Below are 17,427 nucleotides of genomic sequence, written 5' to 3' on the forward strand. Positions count from 1 at the left end.
AAGGAGTCGAAAATGACCGATATCAATCAGGTGCTTGCGCGCGCGGACCAAAATCTTCCCTCGAGCCTCGACAAGCTGTTCGAACTTCTGCGCATCCAGTCGATTTCCACCGATCCCGCCTTTAAAGCCGAATGCCGAAAGGCCGCAGAATGGCTCGTCGCCTATCTTGAAGGGCTCGGCTTTACAGCCTCGGTCCGAGACACGCCCGGCCATCCGATGGTGGTCGCCCACCATGCCGGCGCTTCCGCCGATGCGCCGCATGTTCTCTTCTACGGCCATTACGACGTTCAGCCGGTCGATCCGATCGAGCTCTGGGAAAACGACCCGTTCGAACCATCGATCAAGGATGTCGGCGAGGGCCGCAAGATCCTGACCGGCCGCGGCACCTCCGACGACAAGGGCCAGTTGATGACCTTCGTCGAGGCTTGCCGCGCCTATAAGGAGATCAACGGCGCGCTTCCCTGCCGCATCACCATTCTCTTCGAGGGCGAGGAGGAATCCGGCTCGCCATCCCTGAAGCCCTTCCTCGAAGCCAATGCCGCCGAACTCAAGGCCGATTATGCGCTGGTCTGCGATACCGGCATGTGGGACCGCGACACGCCGGCGATCGCCGCAGCGCTGCGCGGCCTTGTCGGCGAGGAGGTGGTCGTTACCGCCGCCGACCGCGACCTGCATTCCGGTCTTTTCGGGGGTGCGGCAGCAAATCCGATTCATATTCTCGTCGAGGCTCTTGCCGGCCTGCATGACGAGACGGGCCGCATTACGCTCGACGGATTCTACGACGGCGTCGAGGAAACGCCCGACAACATCAAGACGTCCTGGGAAACGCTGGGGAAGACCGCGGAAAGATTCCTCGGCGAGGTCGGCCTTTCCATTCCGTCCGGCGAAAAGGGCCGTTCGGTGCTGGAGCTGACCTGGGCGCGGCCGACTGCAGAAATCAACGGCATCTGGGGCGGATATACCGGCGAAGGCTTCAAGACGGTGATCGCCGCCAAGGCTTCGGCGAAGGTTTCGTTCCGACTCGTCGGAACGCAGGATCCGGCCGCCATTCGCGAGGCCTTCCGCAGCTATATCAGTGCGAAGATTCCCGCTGATTGCTCGGTCGAGTTCCATCCGCATGGCGGCTCGCCGGCGATTCATCTTTCCTATGATTCGCCTGTTCTCACCAAGGCGAAGAACGCGCTTTCCGACGAGTGGCCGAAACCCGCCATCGTCATCGGCATGGGTGGGTCGATCCCGATCGTCGGAGATTTCCAGAAGAAGCTCGGCATGGAATCGTTGCTCGTCGGCTTCGGCCTCAGCGACGATCGCATCCACTCGCCGAACGAGAAATACGAGCTCGTCTCCTACCACAAGGGCATCCGCTCCTGGGTGCGGATTCTTCAGGCGCTCGCTGCCTGAACGGACGTGGCTCGCCTTGCATGCCGGCGTGCCTATCGCATCGAAAGGACGCGCGGCGCTCTAGCAAAATCGCAAGAACAAAAAGGCCGGTTCGACCCGGCCTTTCGTCATCCGCTCACCTCAGTGCCAGTTCATCCGTGGTCAAGGAGCAAGCGGGTATTGCAACGAGATTGCCGCCGAAAGGTTAACGAACCGTTAACAGAACTGGAAACACCACTTGCGGCTCCAAGGGGCTGTCAGACATTTCGCCGTTCAAGCTGCGTTCATCGCGAGCGACATATAAGCCATTGAAAGATAAGACGAATGATAACGCCCTGACACAGCTGGGCGATCGCTCTACCTTTGTTTCAATGGCATATGCCAAGGAAACGCGGCCAAGCGCCGCCTGAAAAACGTGCCAACAAGGACTGAGAAGCGTGAAAAATCTCTTTGTTAAAATCGCGGCCGCCGGCATGCTTATGCTGGTTCCCGCCATAACGCAGGCTGCCGAGGGCTACTCGACGGCGAACGTCAATATGCGTGCCGGTCCGAGCACCCGATATCCTGCCGTCGCGGTCATCCCGGCCGGTTCTTCCGTCGAGATCCGCGGATGCCTTTCCGACGTCAATTGGTGCGACGTCGAATTCTACGGGGGCCGCGGCTGGGTTTCCGGCCAGTATGTCCAGGCCCTCTACCAGCAGCGCCGCGTCTATGTCGGCCCGCAATATTACCGTCCGCTCGGCATTCCGATGATTCGCTTCAGCGTCGACAATTATTGGGACCGCTATTACCGCAACCGTGATTTCTATCGCGACCGTGACCGCTGGAGCCGCGGCCCGGATTATTACTACCGCGACCGCGACAATCGGGATCGCGACCGCGATCGGGATAACCGGGATCGCGACCGTAACTGGCGCGAGCGGGATGGCGACCGAGATGGGCGCGACCGCGATCGTAACTGGCGCGACGACAATCAAAGGGACGATCGGCAAAGGGACGATCGGCAAAGAGGTGAACGGCAGAGGGACGACCGGAGAGGCGATGATCGCAGGCCGGACCGCAGGAATTTTGATTGCCGCCCCGGTGATCCCTCCTGCGACGAATGAAACGGAAAGGGGACGTAGCGCCGTCCTCTTCAGAGGCTTGAAGCCAAGGGAAAACACCCAAGAAAAAGCCCGGCGCTCCCTTGGGAGGGATGCACCGGGCCTGATGTCGATCGGCACGCGTTGAGGGGAGACGGCCGATCATTCGCGGGACGTGAGGGGCTGTCCCGCTTCTTCATAAACAATCGCGAAGCCTATTGGTTCCGCCTGCTGCATAATTCCTTGAAGCAGAATCGATTTGAGGAAAAACGATGCAGCGATTCAATGTGTTACAGCCTTATTTTGCGCTTCTCGAAAAGACGCGCGGCGCTGTAAAATTCGTCGTATCGCGCGTGATTCACGTCAGGCATTTCAGGTCTTCGTTCATGAGGCGTGCCGCTTAGCCGGCGAGAGCAGGACCGGAGCCGCAGGGGAAGCATCGATCCACGAATGCGGTCCCGACAATTTGATGTGAGGCGCCATCGCGAGGCTCTTGTCTTGCGGGATTGTTTATTGCAGTTTTGTGAAGTTGCGGATTGATCTTAATCCGTTCGAGGCTGGACCCTGATGACGCAAGACTACCTGGCTTTCCTCGGGCTTTTCGCCCCTCGGGCAGCCGCCATAGATGTTACCGTTTGGCACAAACACAATCCGATCCTCCCTGTACGCCTTACCGATGGGGCGCACCTCAACCCTTCCGGCCAGATCTGGCGGCGCTTTCATCTGGGCGAGTGGGAATATAAGCAGGACCCGGAAACGCTCGACGATTACGAGGCCCGCCAGTTCTGAAGGCCAGTGCTGTCGCCCGGCGCGATCTGCTTTGCTTTCCATTATTAACACCCCGTTAAATCGCCGCATTTACAGTTCAGTCGGATGATCACGGCGGCACTCAAAGTGCTCCAGCGTCCTTTGCGCGTCTGAAAGACGCGCGGCGCTGGAGAAGGGCACCGTTATGCGAAGTTGGCTTCGCGATCGAACATGGGGTGTGACCGGTCCGCGATGGCAGGTAGAGGCAGATCAGGCAACAGAATAGAACCGTCCTTCAGCGGCCGCCCGGCATGCGACGATGACGAATTCTCGCTCGATGCCGACGATCGCATCGCCGGAGGCCGATCTCCGCGCCGCGGTGGCTCGAAACCCCCGCAGCAGCGCGCCGCCCCCCGGCGGCGGCGCGAGCCGCGGGAGCGTGAAGGCGGCGGGTTTTTCGGCTTTATGCGCCGCATGGTCTACTGGTGCGTCGTGCTTTTCATCTGGGCCGGCATCGGCGTTGCCGGGCTTGTGGTCTATTATGGGTCGCGCATGCCGAGCGCCAGCACATGGGCGATCCCGGAGCGACCGCCGAACGTCAAGATCACCGCCGTCGACGGCAGCGTCATCGCCAATCGCGGCGCCACCGGCGGCGAGGCGCTGTCGCTCGAAAACATGTCGCCCTATATTCCGGAAGCCGTCATCGCCATCGAGGATCGGCGTTTCTATTCGCATTTCGGCGTCGATCCGCTCGGCCTCGGCCGGGCGATCGTGACCAATCTCACGGCTGGCCACATGGTCCAGGGTGGCTCGACGCTGACGCAGCAGCTTGCCAAGAACCTCTTCCTCTCCCCCGAGAGAACGCTGGAACGCAAGGTGCAGGAGGTGCTGCTGTCGCTCTGGCTGGAGCAGAAATACACCAAGGACCAGATCCTTGCCATGTATCTCAACCGGGTGTTCTTCGGATCGAACGCCTATGGCGTCGAGGCAGCCTCACGCCGCTACTTCAACAAATCGGCGCGTGACGTGAACCTCGGCGAGGCCGCGGTGCTGGCCGGCCTGCTCAAGGCGCCGTCGCGGCTTTCGCCGGCCCGCGATGCGGAAGCTGCGAATGCGCGCGCCCAGCTCGTGCTCGCGGCGATGCGGGAACAGGGCTTCATCACCGATTCCGAGGTCAAGACGGCGATGTCGCAGACCCCGGCTTCGGCCAAGAGCTACTGGTCCGGCGCCGGGCACTATGTCGCCGACATGGTGATGGACGAGCTGCCGGGGCTGATCGGCGACGTCAAGGAAGACGTCATCGTCGATACGACCATCGACAAGTCGCTGGAAAAGAAGGCCGAGCAATCGTTGGTCGACGTACTCGACAAGGAGGGCGGCAAGCTCGACGCCTCGCAGGCGGCCCTCGTCTCGATCGACGGCACCGGCGCGATCCGGGCGCTCGTCGGCGGCCGGGACTATGCGACGAGCCAGTTCAACCGCGCCGTCAAGGCCAAACGCCAGCCTGGTTCCTCGTTCAAGCCCTTCGTCTATGCTGCAGCACTCGAGAAGGGGCTGACGCCCTATTCGGTGTTCAACGACGCGCCGATCCGGATCGGCGACTGGACGCCCGAAAATTACGAGAAAAAATACAATGGCGAAGTGACGCTGGCGACCGCGCTTGCCAAGTCGCTGAACACAGTGGCCGCCCAGCTGGTGATGTATGACGGGCCGGATCAGGTGATCAAGCTTGCCCACCGGCTCGGCATCGAAAGCGAGCTGCAGCCGAACGCTTCGATCGCGCTCGGCACGTCCGAGGTGTCGCTGATGGAACTCACCGCCTCCTATGCCGCCTTCATGAACGGCGGCTACAAGGCGACGCCGCACGTCATCCGCCGGGTGACGACGGCCGAGGGCAAGGTTCTCTACGAAAATACCTATGACAGCCCGCCTCGTGTTCTCTCGGAGCAGATCGCCGCCCAGATGGATGCGATGATGATGGGCGTCATCGACAACGGCACCGGCAAGAGCGCCAAGATCCCCGGCTGGCAGGCGGCGGGAAAGACCGGCACGACGCAGAATTCGCGCGACGCGCTCTTCGTCGGCTTCACCAGCAACCTGACCACCGGGGTCTGGTTCGGCAATGACGACGGCAAGCCGATGAAAAAGGTGACCGGCGGCGGCTTGCCCGCCAAGGCCTGGAAGGAATTCATGATCGCCGCCCACAAGGGTCTTTCGCCGGCACCGCTCTTCGGCAACGGCCAGTTGATCGCCGATCCGAACAATGGTCAGCCGATGGCTGAGGCCGCCCCTGGTAATGGACAAACGGGCGGTGGGCAGTTGGGCAGCGGGCAGCCGATGACGGCCGAGGCGCCGCCTTCGACGATCGGCGGCATCATTTCCGGCGTCTTCGGCGGCAGCGACAATGCAAATCGTTATCCGCAAGCGCCTGTCCGGCGGCAGGCGGCAAGCTCCGGCAATGGCCCGGTTCCGCCCGCAGACATTGCCGAAGGCGGCGGTTCGGGCTATCAGGGCGTGGTGCCACCTGGGGATGTCGGAGGGGCGCAGACAACCTCTTCCGTCCAGCCGCGGCGCACGACGCTGCTCGATCTGATCATGGGCCAGTGAGATCTTTGCTGCATGTCCAACACAAGCCCGATGCTCTAAAGCGCATCGCGATCTTTCGGAGTCGCGCCTCGCGCTTCAGGTCTTCGTTTCACCTATGTCGTTGTCGCAAAACGGCTGCGCAGTTTTGCGCGACATGCTCTAAAAATCGGCCGCATTCCGGACATGGGGCGACCTCTTTCCCGGCGACTGTAAAAATTGAATGCAACACATTCGTTTTGCTGGATTCCGGGCCATTTCTCGCCTTGCAGTCCAGAAAACCGCTCCTTATATACGCCGCATCACCGCAATCACGATTGCGTAATCTTAAGTAGACCCATCCCGTAAGGGGCTGTCAGGGAAATGCCTTCTCGGGGTTCCGACAGCTTGCTTCAAGGAGAGAATGACATGGCAAAAGTAATTGGTATCGACCTTGGAACGACGAATTCCTGCGTCGCAGTCATGGACGGCAAGGACGCGAAGGTTATCGAGAATGCGGAAGGTGCGCGTACGACCCCTTCCATGGTGGCATTTTCCGATGATGGCGAACGCCTCGTCGGCCAGCCGGCCAAGCGCCAGGCAGTCACCAACCCGACGAATACGCTCTTTGCAGTCAAGCGCCTGATCGGCCGCCGCTACGAAGATCCGACCGTCGAGAAGGACAAGCACCTCGTTCCCTTCACCATCGTCAAGGGCGACAATGGCGACGCCTGGGTCGAAGCCAATGGCAAGGGCTACTCGCCCGCACAGATTTCCGCGATGATCCTTCAGAAGATGAAGGAAACCGCCGAATCCTATCTCGGCGAAAAGGTCGAGAAGGCCGTCATCACCGTTCCCGCCTACTTCAACGACGCGCAGCGCCAGGCAACCAAGGATGCCGGCCGCATCGCTGGTCTTGAAGTCCTGCGCATCATCAACGAGCCGACTGCGGCAGCGCTCGCTTACGGTCTCGACAAGAAAGAAGGCAAGACGATTGCCGTCTACGACCTTGGCGGCGGCACCTTCGATATTTCGATCCTCGAGATCGGTGACGGCGTCTTCGAAGTGAAATCCACCAACGGCGATACCTTCCTCGGCGGTGAAGACTTCGACATGCGTCTTGTCGAATATCTCGTTGCTGAGTTCAAGAGGGACAACGGCATCGACCTGAAGAACGACAAGCTTGCCCTGCAGCGCCTCAAGGAAGCTGCGGAAAAGGCAAAGATCGAGCTTTCCTCTTCGCAGCAGACCGAAATCAACCTGCCGTTCATCACGGCCGACGCATCCGGTCCGAAGCATCTGACGCTGAAGCTGACCCGCGCCAAGCTCGAAAGCCTGGTCGACGATCTCGTCCAGCGCACGATCGCGCCATGCAAGGCAGCGCTCAAGGATGCCGGTGTCACCGCTGCCGAAATCGACGAAGTTGTTCTCGTCGGCGGCATGAGCCGCATGCCGAAGGTACAGGAAGTCGTCAAGCAACTGTTCGGCAAGGAGCCGCACAAGGGCGTCAACCCGGATGAAGTGGTGGCCCTTGGTGCCGCCATCCAGGCCGGCGTTCTGCAGGGCGACGTCAAGGACGTCCTGCTGCTCGACGTGACCCCGCTGTCGCTCGGCATCGAGACGCTCGGCGGTGTCTTCACCCGCCTGATCGAACGCAACACGACGATCCCGACGAAGAAGAGCCAGACGTTTTCGACTGCCGAAGACAACCAGCAGGCCGTGACCATCCGCGTTTCGCAGGGCGAGCGTGAAATGGCTGCCGACAACAAGCTGCTCGGCCAGTTCGATCTCGTCGGCCTGCCGCCGTCGCCGCGCGGCATGCCGCAGATCGAAGTCACCTTCGACATCGACGCCAACGGCATCGTGCAGGTTTCGGCCAAGGACAAGGGCACCGGCAAGGAACAGCAGATCCGTATCCAGGCTTCCGGCGGTCTTTCCGACGCCGACATCGAGAAGATGGTGAAGGATGCCGAAGCCCATGCCACCGAGGACAAGAAGCGCCGCGAGGCCGTCGAAGCCCGGAACCAGGCCGAAAGCCTGATCCATTCCACGGAAAAGTCGCTGAAGGATTATGGCGACAAGGTTTCCGAGGCCGACCGCACCGCGATCTCGGATGCGATCGCCGCACTGAAGACGGCGTCGGAAGCATCCGAGCCCGATGCCGACGACATCAAGGCCAAGACCCAGACTTTGATGGAAGTGTCGATGAAGCTCGGCCAGGCGATCTATGAAGCACAGCAGGCCGAAGGCGGCGCTGCTGGCGATGCCTCCGCGGAAGGCGGCGACAATGTCGTCGATGCCGACTACGAGGAAATCAAGGACGACGACCGCAAGAAGTCCGCGTAATCCGCGACGGCGTGGTTATGCTTCAACATCTGATCCGGCTGCTCACCATGGCAGCCGGAAATCCATTTCCGGGGTTTAATCCTTAATGGCAAAAGCGGACTTTTACGAAACTCTGGGTGTAGCCAAGTCGGCGGACGAGAAAGAGCTGAAGAGCGCCTTTCGCAAACTGGCGATGAAATACCATCCGGACAAGAACCCGGATGACAAGGACGCCGAACGGAAGTTCAAGGAAATCAACGAAGCCTACGAGATGCTCAAGGACCCGCAGAAGCGGGCGGCCTATGACCGGTATGGTCATGCGGCCTTCGAGCATGGCGGCATGGGCGGCGGCGCTGGCGGATTTGCCGGCGGCGGTTTCTCCGACATTTTCGAGGACATCTTCGGCGAGATGATGGGTGGAGGGCGCGCGCGCCAGCGCTCGTCAGGCGGCCGCGAGCGCGGCGCCGATCTTCGCTACAACATGGAAATAACGCTGGAAGAGTCTTTCTCCGGCAAGACGGCGCAGATCCGGGTTCCAACGTCGATCACCTGCGACGTCTGTTCGGGCTCGGGCGCCAAGCCCGGCACGCAGCCGAAGAACTGTGGCACCTGCCAGGGAACGGGGCGCGTGCGCGCGGCACAGGGCTTCTTCTCGATCGAGCGGACCTGCCCGACCTGCCATGGCCGCGGCCAGATCATTCCCGATCCCTGCCCGAAGTGCCATGGCCAGGGTCGGGTGACGGAAGAGCGTTCGCTCTCGGTCAATATTCCCGCCGGCATCGAGGACGGCACCCGCATCCGGCTGCAGGGCGAAGGCGAGGCCGGCGCCCGCGGCGGACCGGCAGGCGACCTCTATATCTTCCTGTCCGTCAAACCGCATGAATTCTACCAGCGCGACGGAGCCGATCTCTATTGCGCCGTTCCGATCTCGATGACGACGGCCGCGCTCGGCGGAACCTTCGACGTGGCGACGCTCGACGGCACCAAGTCGCGCGTCACCGTGCCCGAGGGCACCCAGGTCGGCAAACAGTTCCGCCTCAAGGGCAAGGGCATGCCGGTGCTGCGTTCGGTGCAGACGGGCGACCTCTACATCCAGATCCAGATCGAGACGCCGCAGAAGCTCACCAAGCGCCAACGGGAACTGCTTCAGGAATTCGAGCAGCTTTCCTCCAAGGAGAACAATCCCGAATCGACGGGCTTCTTTGCCCGCATGAAGGAATTCTTCGAAGGCTGAGCTGTGATCGACATGCCCATTACGAAAAGCCGGGGACGGAGGCGTCTCCGGCTTTTTTGTTGCGCGAGTCCCAATTTGCGACATTCACCGTCCACGCCGGCGAATCTGTCCCGGATCGATACGGCGGCGGACGGGACGACGACTTGCGTTAACGCAGCCAGATGATGCCGCTTGCAAGTTTTCCAAATGAATTCAGTCTCTGCCGTCAGTGCATGACCCCGAGAATCGGAATCGATTTTCGGGGTCATGCACCACATCAAAGTGATAGAGCGTCCTTAGCGCGGCGCTCTAGCGAGGGACAACCAAACCCAAGGGTATCGACCATGGCGCCAGCCTTTTCCTCTCAGTCCGAAGACGTCGACGTTCTCGCCGGCGCCATCTACACATGGTGCGCCGAGCGCAACATCAAGCTTCGCAGCCAGCAAGGCCTTTCCATCGCCAGCATCGCGATCGACCTCTATCATGCCGGCCACCAGACGCAGGACGATCTGCTGATGGCGCTGCACGAATGCGAGATTCACTGAAGCGCGCGGCATCAAACCTCAATCAGGCGGTCTGCTTCCGGTCTTTGTTCTGATGCAGGTCATCCCCCAATATTGCTGCACACCCGCAGGTGTCCCGGAAGCCATCCAGACCTTGAATAGGTCGTGCTTTCCGTGGGAACCGTGATTGCTGCGGTGGAATCAGGCGGTGGTTTCGGCCGTTTCGCCCATCATGAGGGTGACGATGGTCTTGACCGCTTCCTTGCCTGCCGGTGAGTTCAGCTTGTCGTAGCTCAGCGCAAGCGCATAAGCGTCGGGGCTGAGTTCGACACGGCTGCCGAATGGCGACATGCCGGCACCCTCGAAGAGAGCGGAGATGTCGACGTCGAGAAAAACCGCGATCTGATGCAGTTTGCTGGCGGAAACGCGGTTCGCCCCCTTCTCGTATTTCTGGATCTGCTGGAAAGTCAGTCCGAGTGCTTCGCCAAGTTCGAGCTGGGAAACACGGCGAAGGGCGCGAAACTGTCTGACGTTGCGACCGACGATAATATCAACCGGATCTGGCACTTCATCACTCTCTTATACATAAACGGTCCGTTTACCATATCGTTTGCATCGGATAACTCAACCCAACAGTTGCAAAATTCAACCAACTTTTTTTGGGCTTTACGTAACGTCAGTAGCCTTAGAGGATGGCGGCAAACCCTGAATATCCGGAGCTGGAAGACATTGGCAATGACTGTCGGCGGGATCGGTTTGGCGATGTCAGGCCATCTCCGATGGTTGTACTTTTAACCGAATTTCGAAAGTCCATGGCTGTGGCGCCAGCCGCCGCGTCCGGACGTTCGGCAGCAGCGGCGGTACACGATCCGCGGCCAAAAAGCTGCCAGCCTTGCCATCAGCGCCGCTTGGGCTTAGCTGTCACGCTTTACGATTCCGGACATTCGATGCCGCACAAGGTTTCTCTTTCCCGTCTGAAGCTGACAGACTTCCGCAACTATGCGGCGGCGGCCCTTGCCCTTGACGGTCGGCATGCCGTGCTGACGGGAGACAACGGCGCCGGCAAGACCAATCTCATGGAGGCAGTCTCGCTGCTTTCGCCTGGCCGCGGTCTGCGCCGCGCGGCTTATGGCGACATTACCCGCGTCGGCGCGGCCGGCGGCTTTTCGATCTTCGCCGCGCTCGACGGCATGGAGGGCGACGTCGAGATCGGCACCGGCATCGAAACGGGCGAGGAGACCACCGCCCGCAGGCTGCGCATCAATGGCACGACGGCAAAGACTGCCGACGAACTGACCGACCATCTGCGCCTTCTCTGGCTGACACCGGCGATGGACGGGCTCTTTACCGGCGCCTCTTCCGACCGGCGCCGCTTTCTCGACCGGCTGGTGCTGTCGCTCGATCCCGCCCATGGCCGCCGCGCCAGCGATTTCGAGCGCGCCATGCGCAGCCGCAACAAATTGCTGGATGAAGGCCGCTTCGACCCCTCCTGGCTTGCCGGCATCGAGGAGCAGATGGCAAGCCTCGGCATCGCCATGGCGCTCGCCCGGCAGGAGATGCTCGGCCTGCTGACCCGACTGATCGAGGAAACCCGCGAAACGTCCCCCTTCCCTTCGGCATCGCTGCAGCTCTCAGGCTTCATGGACGGTCAGTTCTCGCGCCCCTCGGTCGACCTTGAGGACGATTACGCGCAGATGCTGGCGGAGAGCCGCTACCGCGATGCCGGCGCAGGACGCACGCTTGAGGGGCCGCACCGGGCCGATCTCATCGTGCATCACCGCGAAAAGGCGATGGAGGCGGAGCGTTGCTCCACCGGCGAGCAGAAAGCACTGCTTGTCGGCCTGGTGCTTGCGCATGCGCGGCTCGTCGGCAATCTCACCGGCCATGCGCCGATCCTGCTGCTCGACGAGATCGCGGCCCATCTCGACGAGGGTCGCCGCGCCGCGTTATTCGACCTTATCGACGGGCTCGGCGGCCAGGCCTTCATGACCGGAACGGACCGCGCGATGTTTTCAACACTCGGCGACAGGGCGCAGTTTTTCACGGTGGCCGACGGAAGGGTGTTCGAATGACCGAAGCGGCTTTTCCCGGCGTCGGGCGTCATGATAACATCGGCGCCATGGAACCGCTCAGCCCGGAAGAAATCGCGCGCTATCACCGCCACATCCTGCTGCCCGAGATTGGCGGCGCGGGCCAGCAAAAACTGAAAGCCGCCCGCGTGCTGGTGATCGGCGCCGGTGGTCTCGGTGCGCCGGTCCTGCAATATCTGGCCGCAGCCGGCGTCGGCACGCTCGGTATCGTCGACGACGACCGGGTGTCGCTGTCGAACCTGCAGCGCCAGGTGATCCATGATTCCGGCACGATCGGCGAGCTGAAGACCGAGAGTGCCGCCTTCGCCATCGCCAGGCTCAATCCGCATGTCCGACTGATCCGCTTCGAGGAACGCTTCTCCCCGGAGGCCGCCCGCCGTCAGCTCTCCGGCTTCGATCTGCTGATCGACGGCTCCGACAATTTCGACACCCGTTATGCCACCGCCGATGCGGCTGATGAAGCGCGCATCCCGCTCGTCAGCGGCGCCGTCGGGCGTTTCGATGGTTCGTTGACGGTTCTCAAGCCCTATGAGACGGCTGAGGACGGATCGCCCAACCCTCGATATCGTGACCTGTTTCCGGAAGCGCCGCCGGCCGGATTGATTCCCGCATGCGCCGAGGCCGGCATCATCGGCGCGCTGACCGGCGTCATCGGCACGATGATGGCGATGGAGGCGATCAAACTCGTCACCGGCACCGGCGAACCGCTGGTCGGGCGGTTGCTGCTCTACGACGCGCTCTCGGCCCGCTTCGACACCATCCGCTACAAACGGCGCCGTACGACACAGAGACAGGCGGGATGAGGATTGTTCCGCTTGATCAGACTTTCACGCGCTGGGATGAACTGCTGGCGCTGATCCTTTCCGCCTTCGCCTCCATGAATGGTAGGATCGACCCGCCATCTTCGGCGCTCAAGCTGACGACGGCATCACTGGCCGAAAAGGCCGGGACCGAGATCGGCCATGTCGCCATCGACGGCGAAAAGCTGGTCGGTTGCCTCTTCCTGCGGCCGGAAGCCGATTGTCTCTACGTCGGCAAGCTCGCCGTTCTGCCTGAGGTGCAGGGCAAGGGCCTCGGCAAACGGCTGCTGACAATTGCCGAGGAGGCCGCTGTGGCGCTCGACCTTCCCGCCTTGCGGCTGGAAACGCGCATCGAACTCACCGACAACCACGCCGTCTTTGCCGCCTGGGGATTTTCCAGAACCGCCGAAAAGGCGCATCCCGGCTTTGCCAGGACGACATTTGGCGAGATGCGCAAGGTCCTTGCGGCTCCGATCCACGTCACCTGATTTACAGCGCTTCAACGCCCCGGCAGTACCCGATTCGGCGGCCTGTGACCGTCGATGAAAGTGCGGATATTGATGATGACCTTGTCGCCCATGTCGATGCGGCCTTCGATCGTCGCCGAACTCATATGCGGTAGCAGCACGACCTTGCCCTCATTGGCGAGCTTGATGAGCTTCGGGTTGACGGCAGGCTCGTTTTCGAAGACGTCGAGGCCGGCGCCGGCAATCCGGCCCTCCCTCAGGCATTTGATCAGCGCAGCTTCATCGACCACGTCGCCGCGAGCGGTGTTGACGAGATAGGCCGTCGGCTGCAGCAGTGCCAGACGGCGGGCCGAGATCAGGTGGAAGGTCGCCGGGGTCGACGGACAATTGACCGAAACGATGTCGACGCGGGCAAGCATCTGGTCGAGGCTTTCCCAATAGGTCGCCTCCAGCTCGTCCTCGACGGCCGGATTGACGCGCTTGCGGTTGTGGTAGTGGATCGACAGGCCGAAAGCCTTGGCGCGGCGGGCCACCGCCGTGCCGATGCGGCCCATGCCGACGATTCCGATGCGCTTGCCGTGAATGCGCCGGCCGAGCATCCAGGTGGGAGACCAGCCTGCCCATTCGCCCGGCTTGTCGGTCAGTACGCGCGCACCTTCGCCGAGCCTTCTCGGAACTGCGAGAATCAGCGCCATGGTCATATCGGCGGTGTCTTCGGTCAGGACGTTCGGCGTGTTGGTGACGGTGATGCCCTTGCGCGCAGCCGCCTCGACGTCGATGTGATCGGTGCCGTTGGAGAAGCTCGCAATCAGCTTCATCTGCGGTCCCGCCTGCTCGATCAGCGCCGCGTCGATGCGATCGGTGACGGTCGGCACCAGCACATCGGCGGTCTTGACTGCGGCGATCAGCTCGGGAACGGAACGCGGCGCGTCGTCGATGTTCAGCTCGGCGTCGAAGAGTTCGCGCATCCGGGTTTCGACGGCATCCGGCAGCTTGCGGGTGATGTAGACCTTCGGTTTTTTCTTCGCTGTCATGGCTGCCTGTGGTGCCTTGTTCAGAGGTCTTTAACCAAGAGGGGTGATAATTTTCCCATTCCGGGCATTTTCTACCAGACCCGCACGCGAAGACAAACAAAACTCGTGGTGCAGCCGGGGAATGTCAGAGCCCGGACCGCGAGCAGGCCGGGCCTGCCCGCGAATTCGAGCAAACGGAAACTTCCATGCGCAGCAAAGTCCTAAAGTCCTGCCTCGCCCTTGCCATCGCTCTGGCTGCATCCATGGGAAGCGTCGAGTTCGCCCATGCGCAGGCGGCCAAGGGGCCAAGCGGACTGCCATTGCCGCGTTTCGTCACGCTGAAATCCAAGCGCGTCAACCTGCGCATCGGTCCGGGAACGGATTACGCCGTGTCGTGGATGTACCTGAAATCCGGCCTGCCGGTGGAGATCATCCAGGAATACGACAATTGGCGCCGCATCCGCGATGCCGACGGCACCGAAGGCTGGGTTAACCAGTCGCTGCTGTCAGGCCAGCGCGCGGCGATCGCCGCCCCGTGGATGAAGACCAAAGGCAAGGGCATCTATGTCAACCTGCGCCGCGACGCGCAGCCCTCCGCCTCGATCGTCGCCAAGCTCGAACCCGGCGTGATGCTGACGATCGGCGAATGCAACGGCGACTGGTGCCGCGCCGAATCCGACGGCGCCTCGGGCTGGGTGGCGCAGTCGGAGATCTGGGGCGCCTATCCCGGCGAAGCCTTCAAATAAGCCCTGCCCGTTTGGCGGCCTCGGAAAGCGAGGTCATCGGGCGCGGACCGATCTGCTGGATGACGATGCCGGCAGCCAGGCAACCGAGCTTGCCGCAATCCTCGAGAGAGCGTCCCTGCGTGTAGCCATAGAGGAAGCCGGAGGCGAACAGGTCGCCGGCGCCCGTCGTGTCCACAACTTCCTTGATCCGGATCGCATCGACGTAAAAACGCTCACGGCCCTTCAGGATGACGGCACCATTCTCGCTCATCGTCACGGCGGCGATCTTGCAATCGGCGGCGATCCTGTTCAGCGCCTCCTCGAAATCGTCGGTCTCGTAGAGCGACAATGCTTCCTGGCGATTGGCGAAGACGATATCGACCTTGCCGGAGCGCATCAGATCGAGGAACTCGCCGCGATAGCGGTCGACGCAGAAGCTGTCGGACAGCGTCATCGACATTTCGCGGCCGTTTTCATGGGCGATGCGGGCACAATCGAGGATCGCTTCCTTGGCGCGCGGCGGATCCCAGAGATAACCTTCGAAATAGGTAACCTTGGCGTCGGCCACGACGTCGGTCTCGACGTCTTCCGGGCCGAGCTCGACGCAAGCGCCGAGATAGGTGTTCATCGAACGCTCGCCGTCCTCGGTGACGAAGATCATCGAACGCGCCGTCGGCGGGAAGGTGCCCTTCGGCCGGGTGTGGTAGTGGACGCCCTGAGCGCGGATGTCGTGGGTGAAGATGTCACCGAGTTGATCCTGGGCGACATTGCCGAAATAGGCGGCCTTGCCCCCGAGGTTGGCAACGCCCGCCGCCGTGTTGCCGGCGCTGCCGCCGGAAGCTTCGAGCGCCGGTCCCATGCGCGAATACAAGAGTTCGGCGCGTTCGGCATCGATAAGGTTCATCGCCGCCTTGGTGATCTGGTTGTCAATGAGGAACTGGTCGTCGCAACGGGCAATGATATCCACGATTGCGTTGCCGACTGTCAGAACATCGAATCTTGTCATGAAATGGGGGGTCCCGGAGTTTGTGATAGCCGGGGTTTGGTCTTAGCGAAATTTCCGCGGTTTGGAAGGATAAATGGTGGATGGTCTCTCTATTTCTTCGCAAAAGTGCCGCCTATTCGTCATGTCCCTGTCATTTTCAATATCTAGAAATACTCGCAAGAAGACCGGCATGAGCAGCTTTCAGTTGCAGTCGGGCGCACGAGGGATGATCCCTTCGATCTTACCGGCGCGATGTTGACCACGGATGAACTGGCAGCTTCGTGATCCGGATATCCGGCGAGGCCGGAGCGGAAAAGCGGGCTGTGCCCGCTTTTTTTGCTTTCGGATGCCCGGGCTGCCGGATCGGGCGGCGATTGGCTTTTCAATCCAAGCCGTTTGCTGCTACTGCATAATTCCTTAATTCTAAGTACTACAGCGTCCTTTGCGCCTCTGGAAGAGACGCGGCGCTGTAGAAGTCGTATACTCCCCCGCGCAGAGCAGCCTCCCGCATGTCAGCCATCATTTTCGACGTCCTTCCCATCTTCATCCTGATTCTCATCGGCTGGGTGATCGTTCGCAGCGGATTGATGGCGTCGAATGTCGGCGAAGCGCTCAGCGAATTCGTCTTCAAGATCGCCGTGCCGCTTCTGCTCTTCCGCACCATCGCCGAGGCGGATTTTCATGGCGCCTCGCCCTTCCGGCTCTGGATCGTCTATTTTTCCGGCGTCGCCATCACCTGGACCGCCGGCCATATCGCCGCCACACGCCTCTTTAACCGCGACGAACGGATCGGCGTGCTGGCCGGCGTGTCCTCGGCCTTCGCCAACAATATCTTCATCGGCCTGCCGCTCGTCGAGCGGACCGTCGGCGACGAAGGGCTGGTGGCGCTGTCGATCCTGCTTGCCGTGCATCTGCCGGTGATGATGGTCGCCGGCACGGTGCTGATGGAGCATGCCGAGCGCAAGATCGCCGGCAAAAGCGATCGCAGCATGATGCTCGTGCTCCGCCAGATCGCAGTCAATCTCGTACGCAACCCGCTGGTGATCGGGCTTGCGGCCGGCATGGCCATGCACCTTTCCGGTCTCACCATGCCGACAACGATGGCAACGGTCGTCGGGCAGATCGCCGGCATTGCCGGCCCGGCGGCGCTGATATCGCTCGGCATGGCGCTGGAGAGATACGGCGTCTCCGGCAATCTCGGCATCGCCAGCGTCACCTCGAGCCTGAAGCTGCTGCTGCTGCCCGGCTGCGTGTGGGCGGCGAGCCGTCTTCTCGGTCTCAGCCCCGAATGGACGGCAGCGATCGTGCTGACCTCCTCCGTCCCAACAGGCGTCAACGCCTGGCTGATCGCCAATCGCTTCGGCGTCGGTCACAGCCTCGCCGCCTCGACGATCACGGTGACGACGGCGCTCGGCGCCATCACGGTTTCGCTCTGGGCCTATTTCCTCGGCGCCTGAGGTCTTTGCTTTACGCATGTTGTTACCGCACAACGAAAAAGCCCGGCTTGCGGGCCGGGCTTCAACGTCCTGCGATGT

15 protein-coding genes are annotated in these 17,427 nt (G+C 61.6%); 12 read left to right on the forward strand and 3 right to left on the reverse strand.

What is annotated here, in order from left to right; translation table 11 throughout:
* Positions 1-12: 12 nt before the first annotated feature.
* The 7 genes from OIU37_RS19025 (at position 13) to OIU37_RS19055 (ending at position 9,854) form a co-directional block, all read left to right on the forward strand.
* Positions 13-1,401 carry a dipeptidase gene (locus OIU37_RS19025; protein ID WP_264258391.1) on the forward strand — a complete coding sequence of 463 codons (1,389 nt, stop codon included), beginning with the start codon at positions 13-15 and terminating at the stop codon, positions 1,399-1,401.
* Between the two features lie 416 nt (positions 1,402-1,817).
* Positions 1,818-2,486, forward strand: coding sequence for an SH3 domain-containing protein (locus OIU37_RS19030; RefSeq protein WP_171602053.1), 669 nt, complete (start codon positions 1,818-1,820; stop codon positions 2,484-2,486).
* Positions 2,487-3,029: 543 nt separating this feature from the next.
* Positions 3,030-3,251 (forward strand): hypothetical protein, encoded by a 222-nt coding sequence (locus tag OIU37_RS19035; protein WP_182209067.1) that lies wholly within the window; start codon positions 3,030-3,032, stop codon positions 3,249-3,251.
* Positions 3,252-3,461: 210 nt separating this feature from the next.
* On the forward strand, positions 3,462-5,816 hold the full coding sequence (locus OIU37_RS19040) for a transglycosylase domain-containing protein (RefSeq protein WP_264258392.1): 2,355 nt from the start codon (positions 3,462-3,464) through the stop codon (positions 5,814-5,816).
* A 384-nt stretch (positions 5,817-6,200) separates the two neighbouring features.
* Positions 6,201-8,117 (forward strand): molecular chaperone DnaK, encoded by a 1,917-nt coding sequence (gene dnaK, locus OIU37_RS19045; protein WP_129422290.1) that lies wholly within the window; start codon positions 6,201-6,203, stop codon positions 8,115-8,117.
* Positions 8,118-8,202: 85 nt separating this feature from the next.
* Positions 8,203-9,330 carry a molecular chaperone DnaJ gene (gene dnaJ / locus OIU37_RS19050; RefSeq protein ID WP_168312095.1) on the forward strand — a complete coding sequence of 376 codons (1,128 nt, stop codon included), beginning with the start codon at positions 8,203-8,205 and terminating at the stop codon, positions 9,328-9,330.
* A gap of 323 nt (positions 9,331-9,653) precedes the next feature.
* Positions 9,654-9,854, forward strand: a complete 201-nt coding sequence (locus OIU37_RS19055; RefSeq protein WP_003544370.1) for a hypothetical protein — start codon at positions 9,654-9,656, stop codon at positions 9,852-9,854.
* 159 nt (positions 9,855-10,013) lie between these two features.
* Here OIU37_RS19055 and OIU37_RS19060 read toward each other — a convergent pair whose 3' ends face one another.
* Positions 10,014-10,379, reverse strand: a complete 366-nt coding sequence (locus tag OIU37_RS19060; RefSeq protein WP_168312094.1) for a helix-turn-helix domain-containing protein — start codon at positions 10,377-10,379, stop codon at positions 10,014-10,016.
* 380 nt (positions 10,380-10,759) lie between these two features.
* Between OIU37_RS19060 and recF the strand changes: the two genes are divergently transcribed.
* The 3 genes from recF to OIU37_RS19075 are packed head-to-tail and all read left to right on the forward strand — an operon-like array spanning position 10,760 to position 13,190.
* Positions 10,760-11,884: a DNA replication/repair protein RecF gene (gene recF / locus OIU37_RS19065; RefSeq protein ID WP_264258394.1), complete on the forward strand. Its 1,125-nt coding sequence runs from the start codon at positions 10,760-10,762 to the stop codon at positions 11,882-11,884.
* Positions 11,881-12,705, forward strand: a complete 825-nt coding sequence (locus tag OIU37_RS19070; RefSeq protein ID WP_264258395.1) for a molybdopterin-synthase adenylyltransferase MoeB — start codon at positions 11,881-11,883, stop codon at positions 12,703-12,705. The genes recF and OIU37_RS19070 overlap by 4 nt, the downstream gene beginning before the upstream one ends.
* Positions 12,702-13,190, forward strand: coding sequence for a GNAT family N-acetyltransferase (locus tag OIU37_RS19075; protein WP_264258396.1), 489 nt, complete (start codon positions 12,702-12,704; stop codon positions 13,188-13,190). Before OIU37_RS19070 ends, OIU37_RS19075 begins: the two co-directional genes overlap by 4 nt.
* Before the next feature lie 11 nt (positions 13,191-13,201).
* On the opposite strand, the gene OIU37_RS19080 is transcribed toward OIU37_RS19075, so the two are convergent.
* Entirely contained in the window at positions 13,202-14,203 is a 1,002-nt protein-coding gene (locus OIU37_RS19080) for a D-glycerate dehydrogenase (RefSeq protein WP_064653534.1), read from the reverse strand.
* 185 nt (positions 14,204-14,388) lie between these two features.
* Here OIU37_RS19080 and OIU37_RS19085 point away from each other — a divergent pair, with 185 nt between their 5' ends.
* Positions 14,389-14,928 (forward strand): SH3 domain-containing protein, encoded by a 540-nt coding sequence (locus OIU37_RS19085; RefSeq protein ID WP_180694170.1) that lies wholly within the window; start codon positions 14,389-14,391, stop codon positions 14,926-14,928.
* Here the strand turns inward: OIU37_RS19085 and OIU37_RS19090 are convergent.
* Positions 14,921-15,913, reverse strand: a complete 993-nt coding sequence (locus OIU37_RS19090) for an adenosine kinase (RefSeq protein WP_264258398.1) — start codon at positions 15,911-15,913, stop codon at positions 14,921-14,923. The two genes, OIU37_RS19085 and OIU37_RS19090, sit on opposite strands and share 8 nt — an antisense overlap.
* A 488-nt stretch (positions 15,914-16,401) precedes the next feature.
* On the opposite strand from OIU37_RS19090, the gene OIU37_RS19095 reads away from it, so the two are divergent.
* On the forward strand, positions 16,402-17,349 hold the full coding sequence (locus tag OIU37_RS19095) for an AEC family transporter (protein ID WP_180694171.1): 948 nt from the start codon (positions 16,402-16,404) through the stop codon (positions 17,347-17,349).
* Positions 17,350-17,427: the final 78 nt, after the last annotated feature.

It is taken from the genome of Rhizobium sp. BT-226 (genome assembly GCF_025847085.2).
Classification (GTDB): Bacteria; Pseudomonadota; Alphaproteobacteria; order Rhizobiales; family Rhizobiaceae; genus Rhizobium; species Rhizobium sophorae.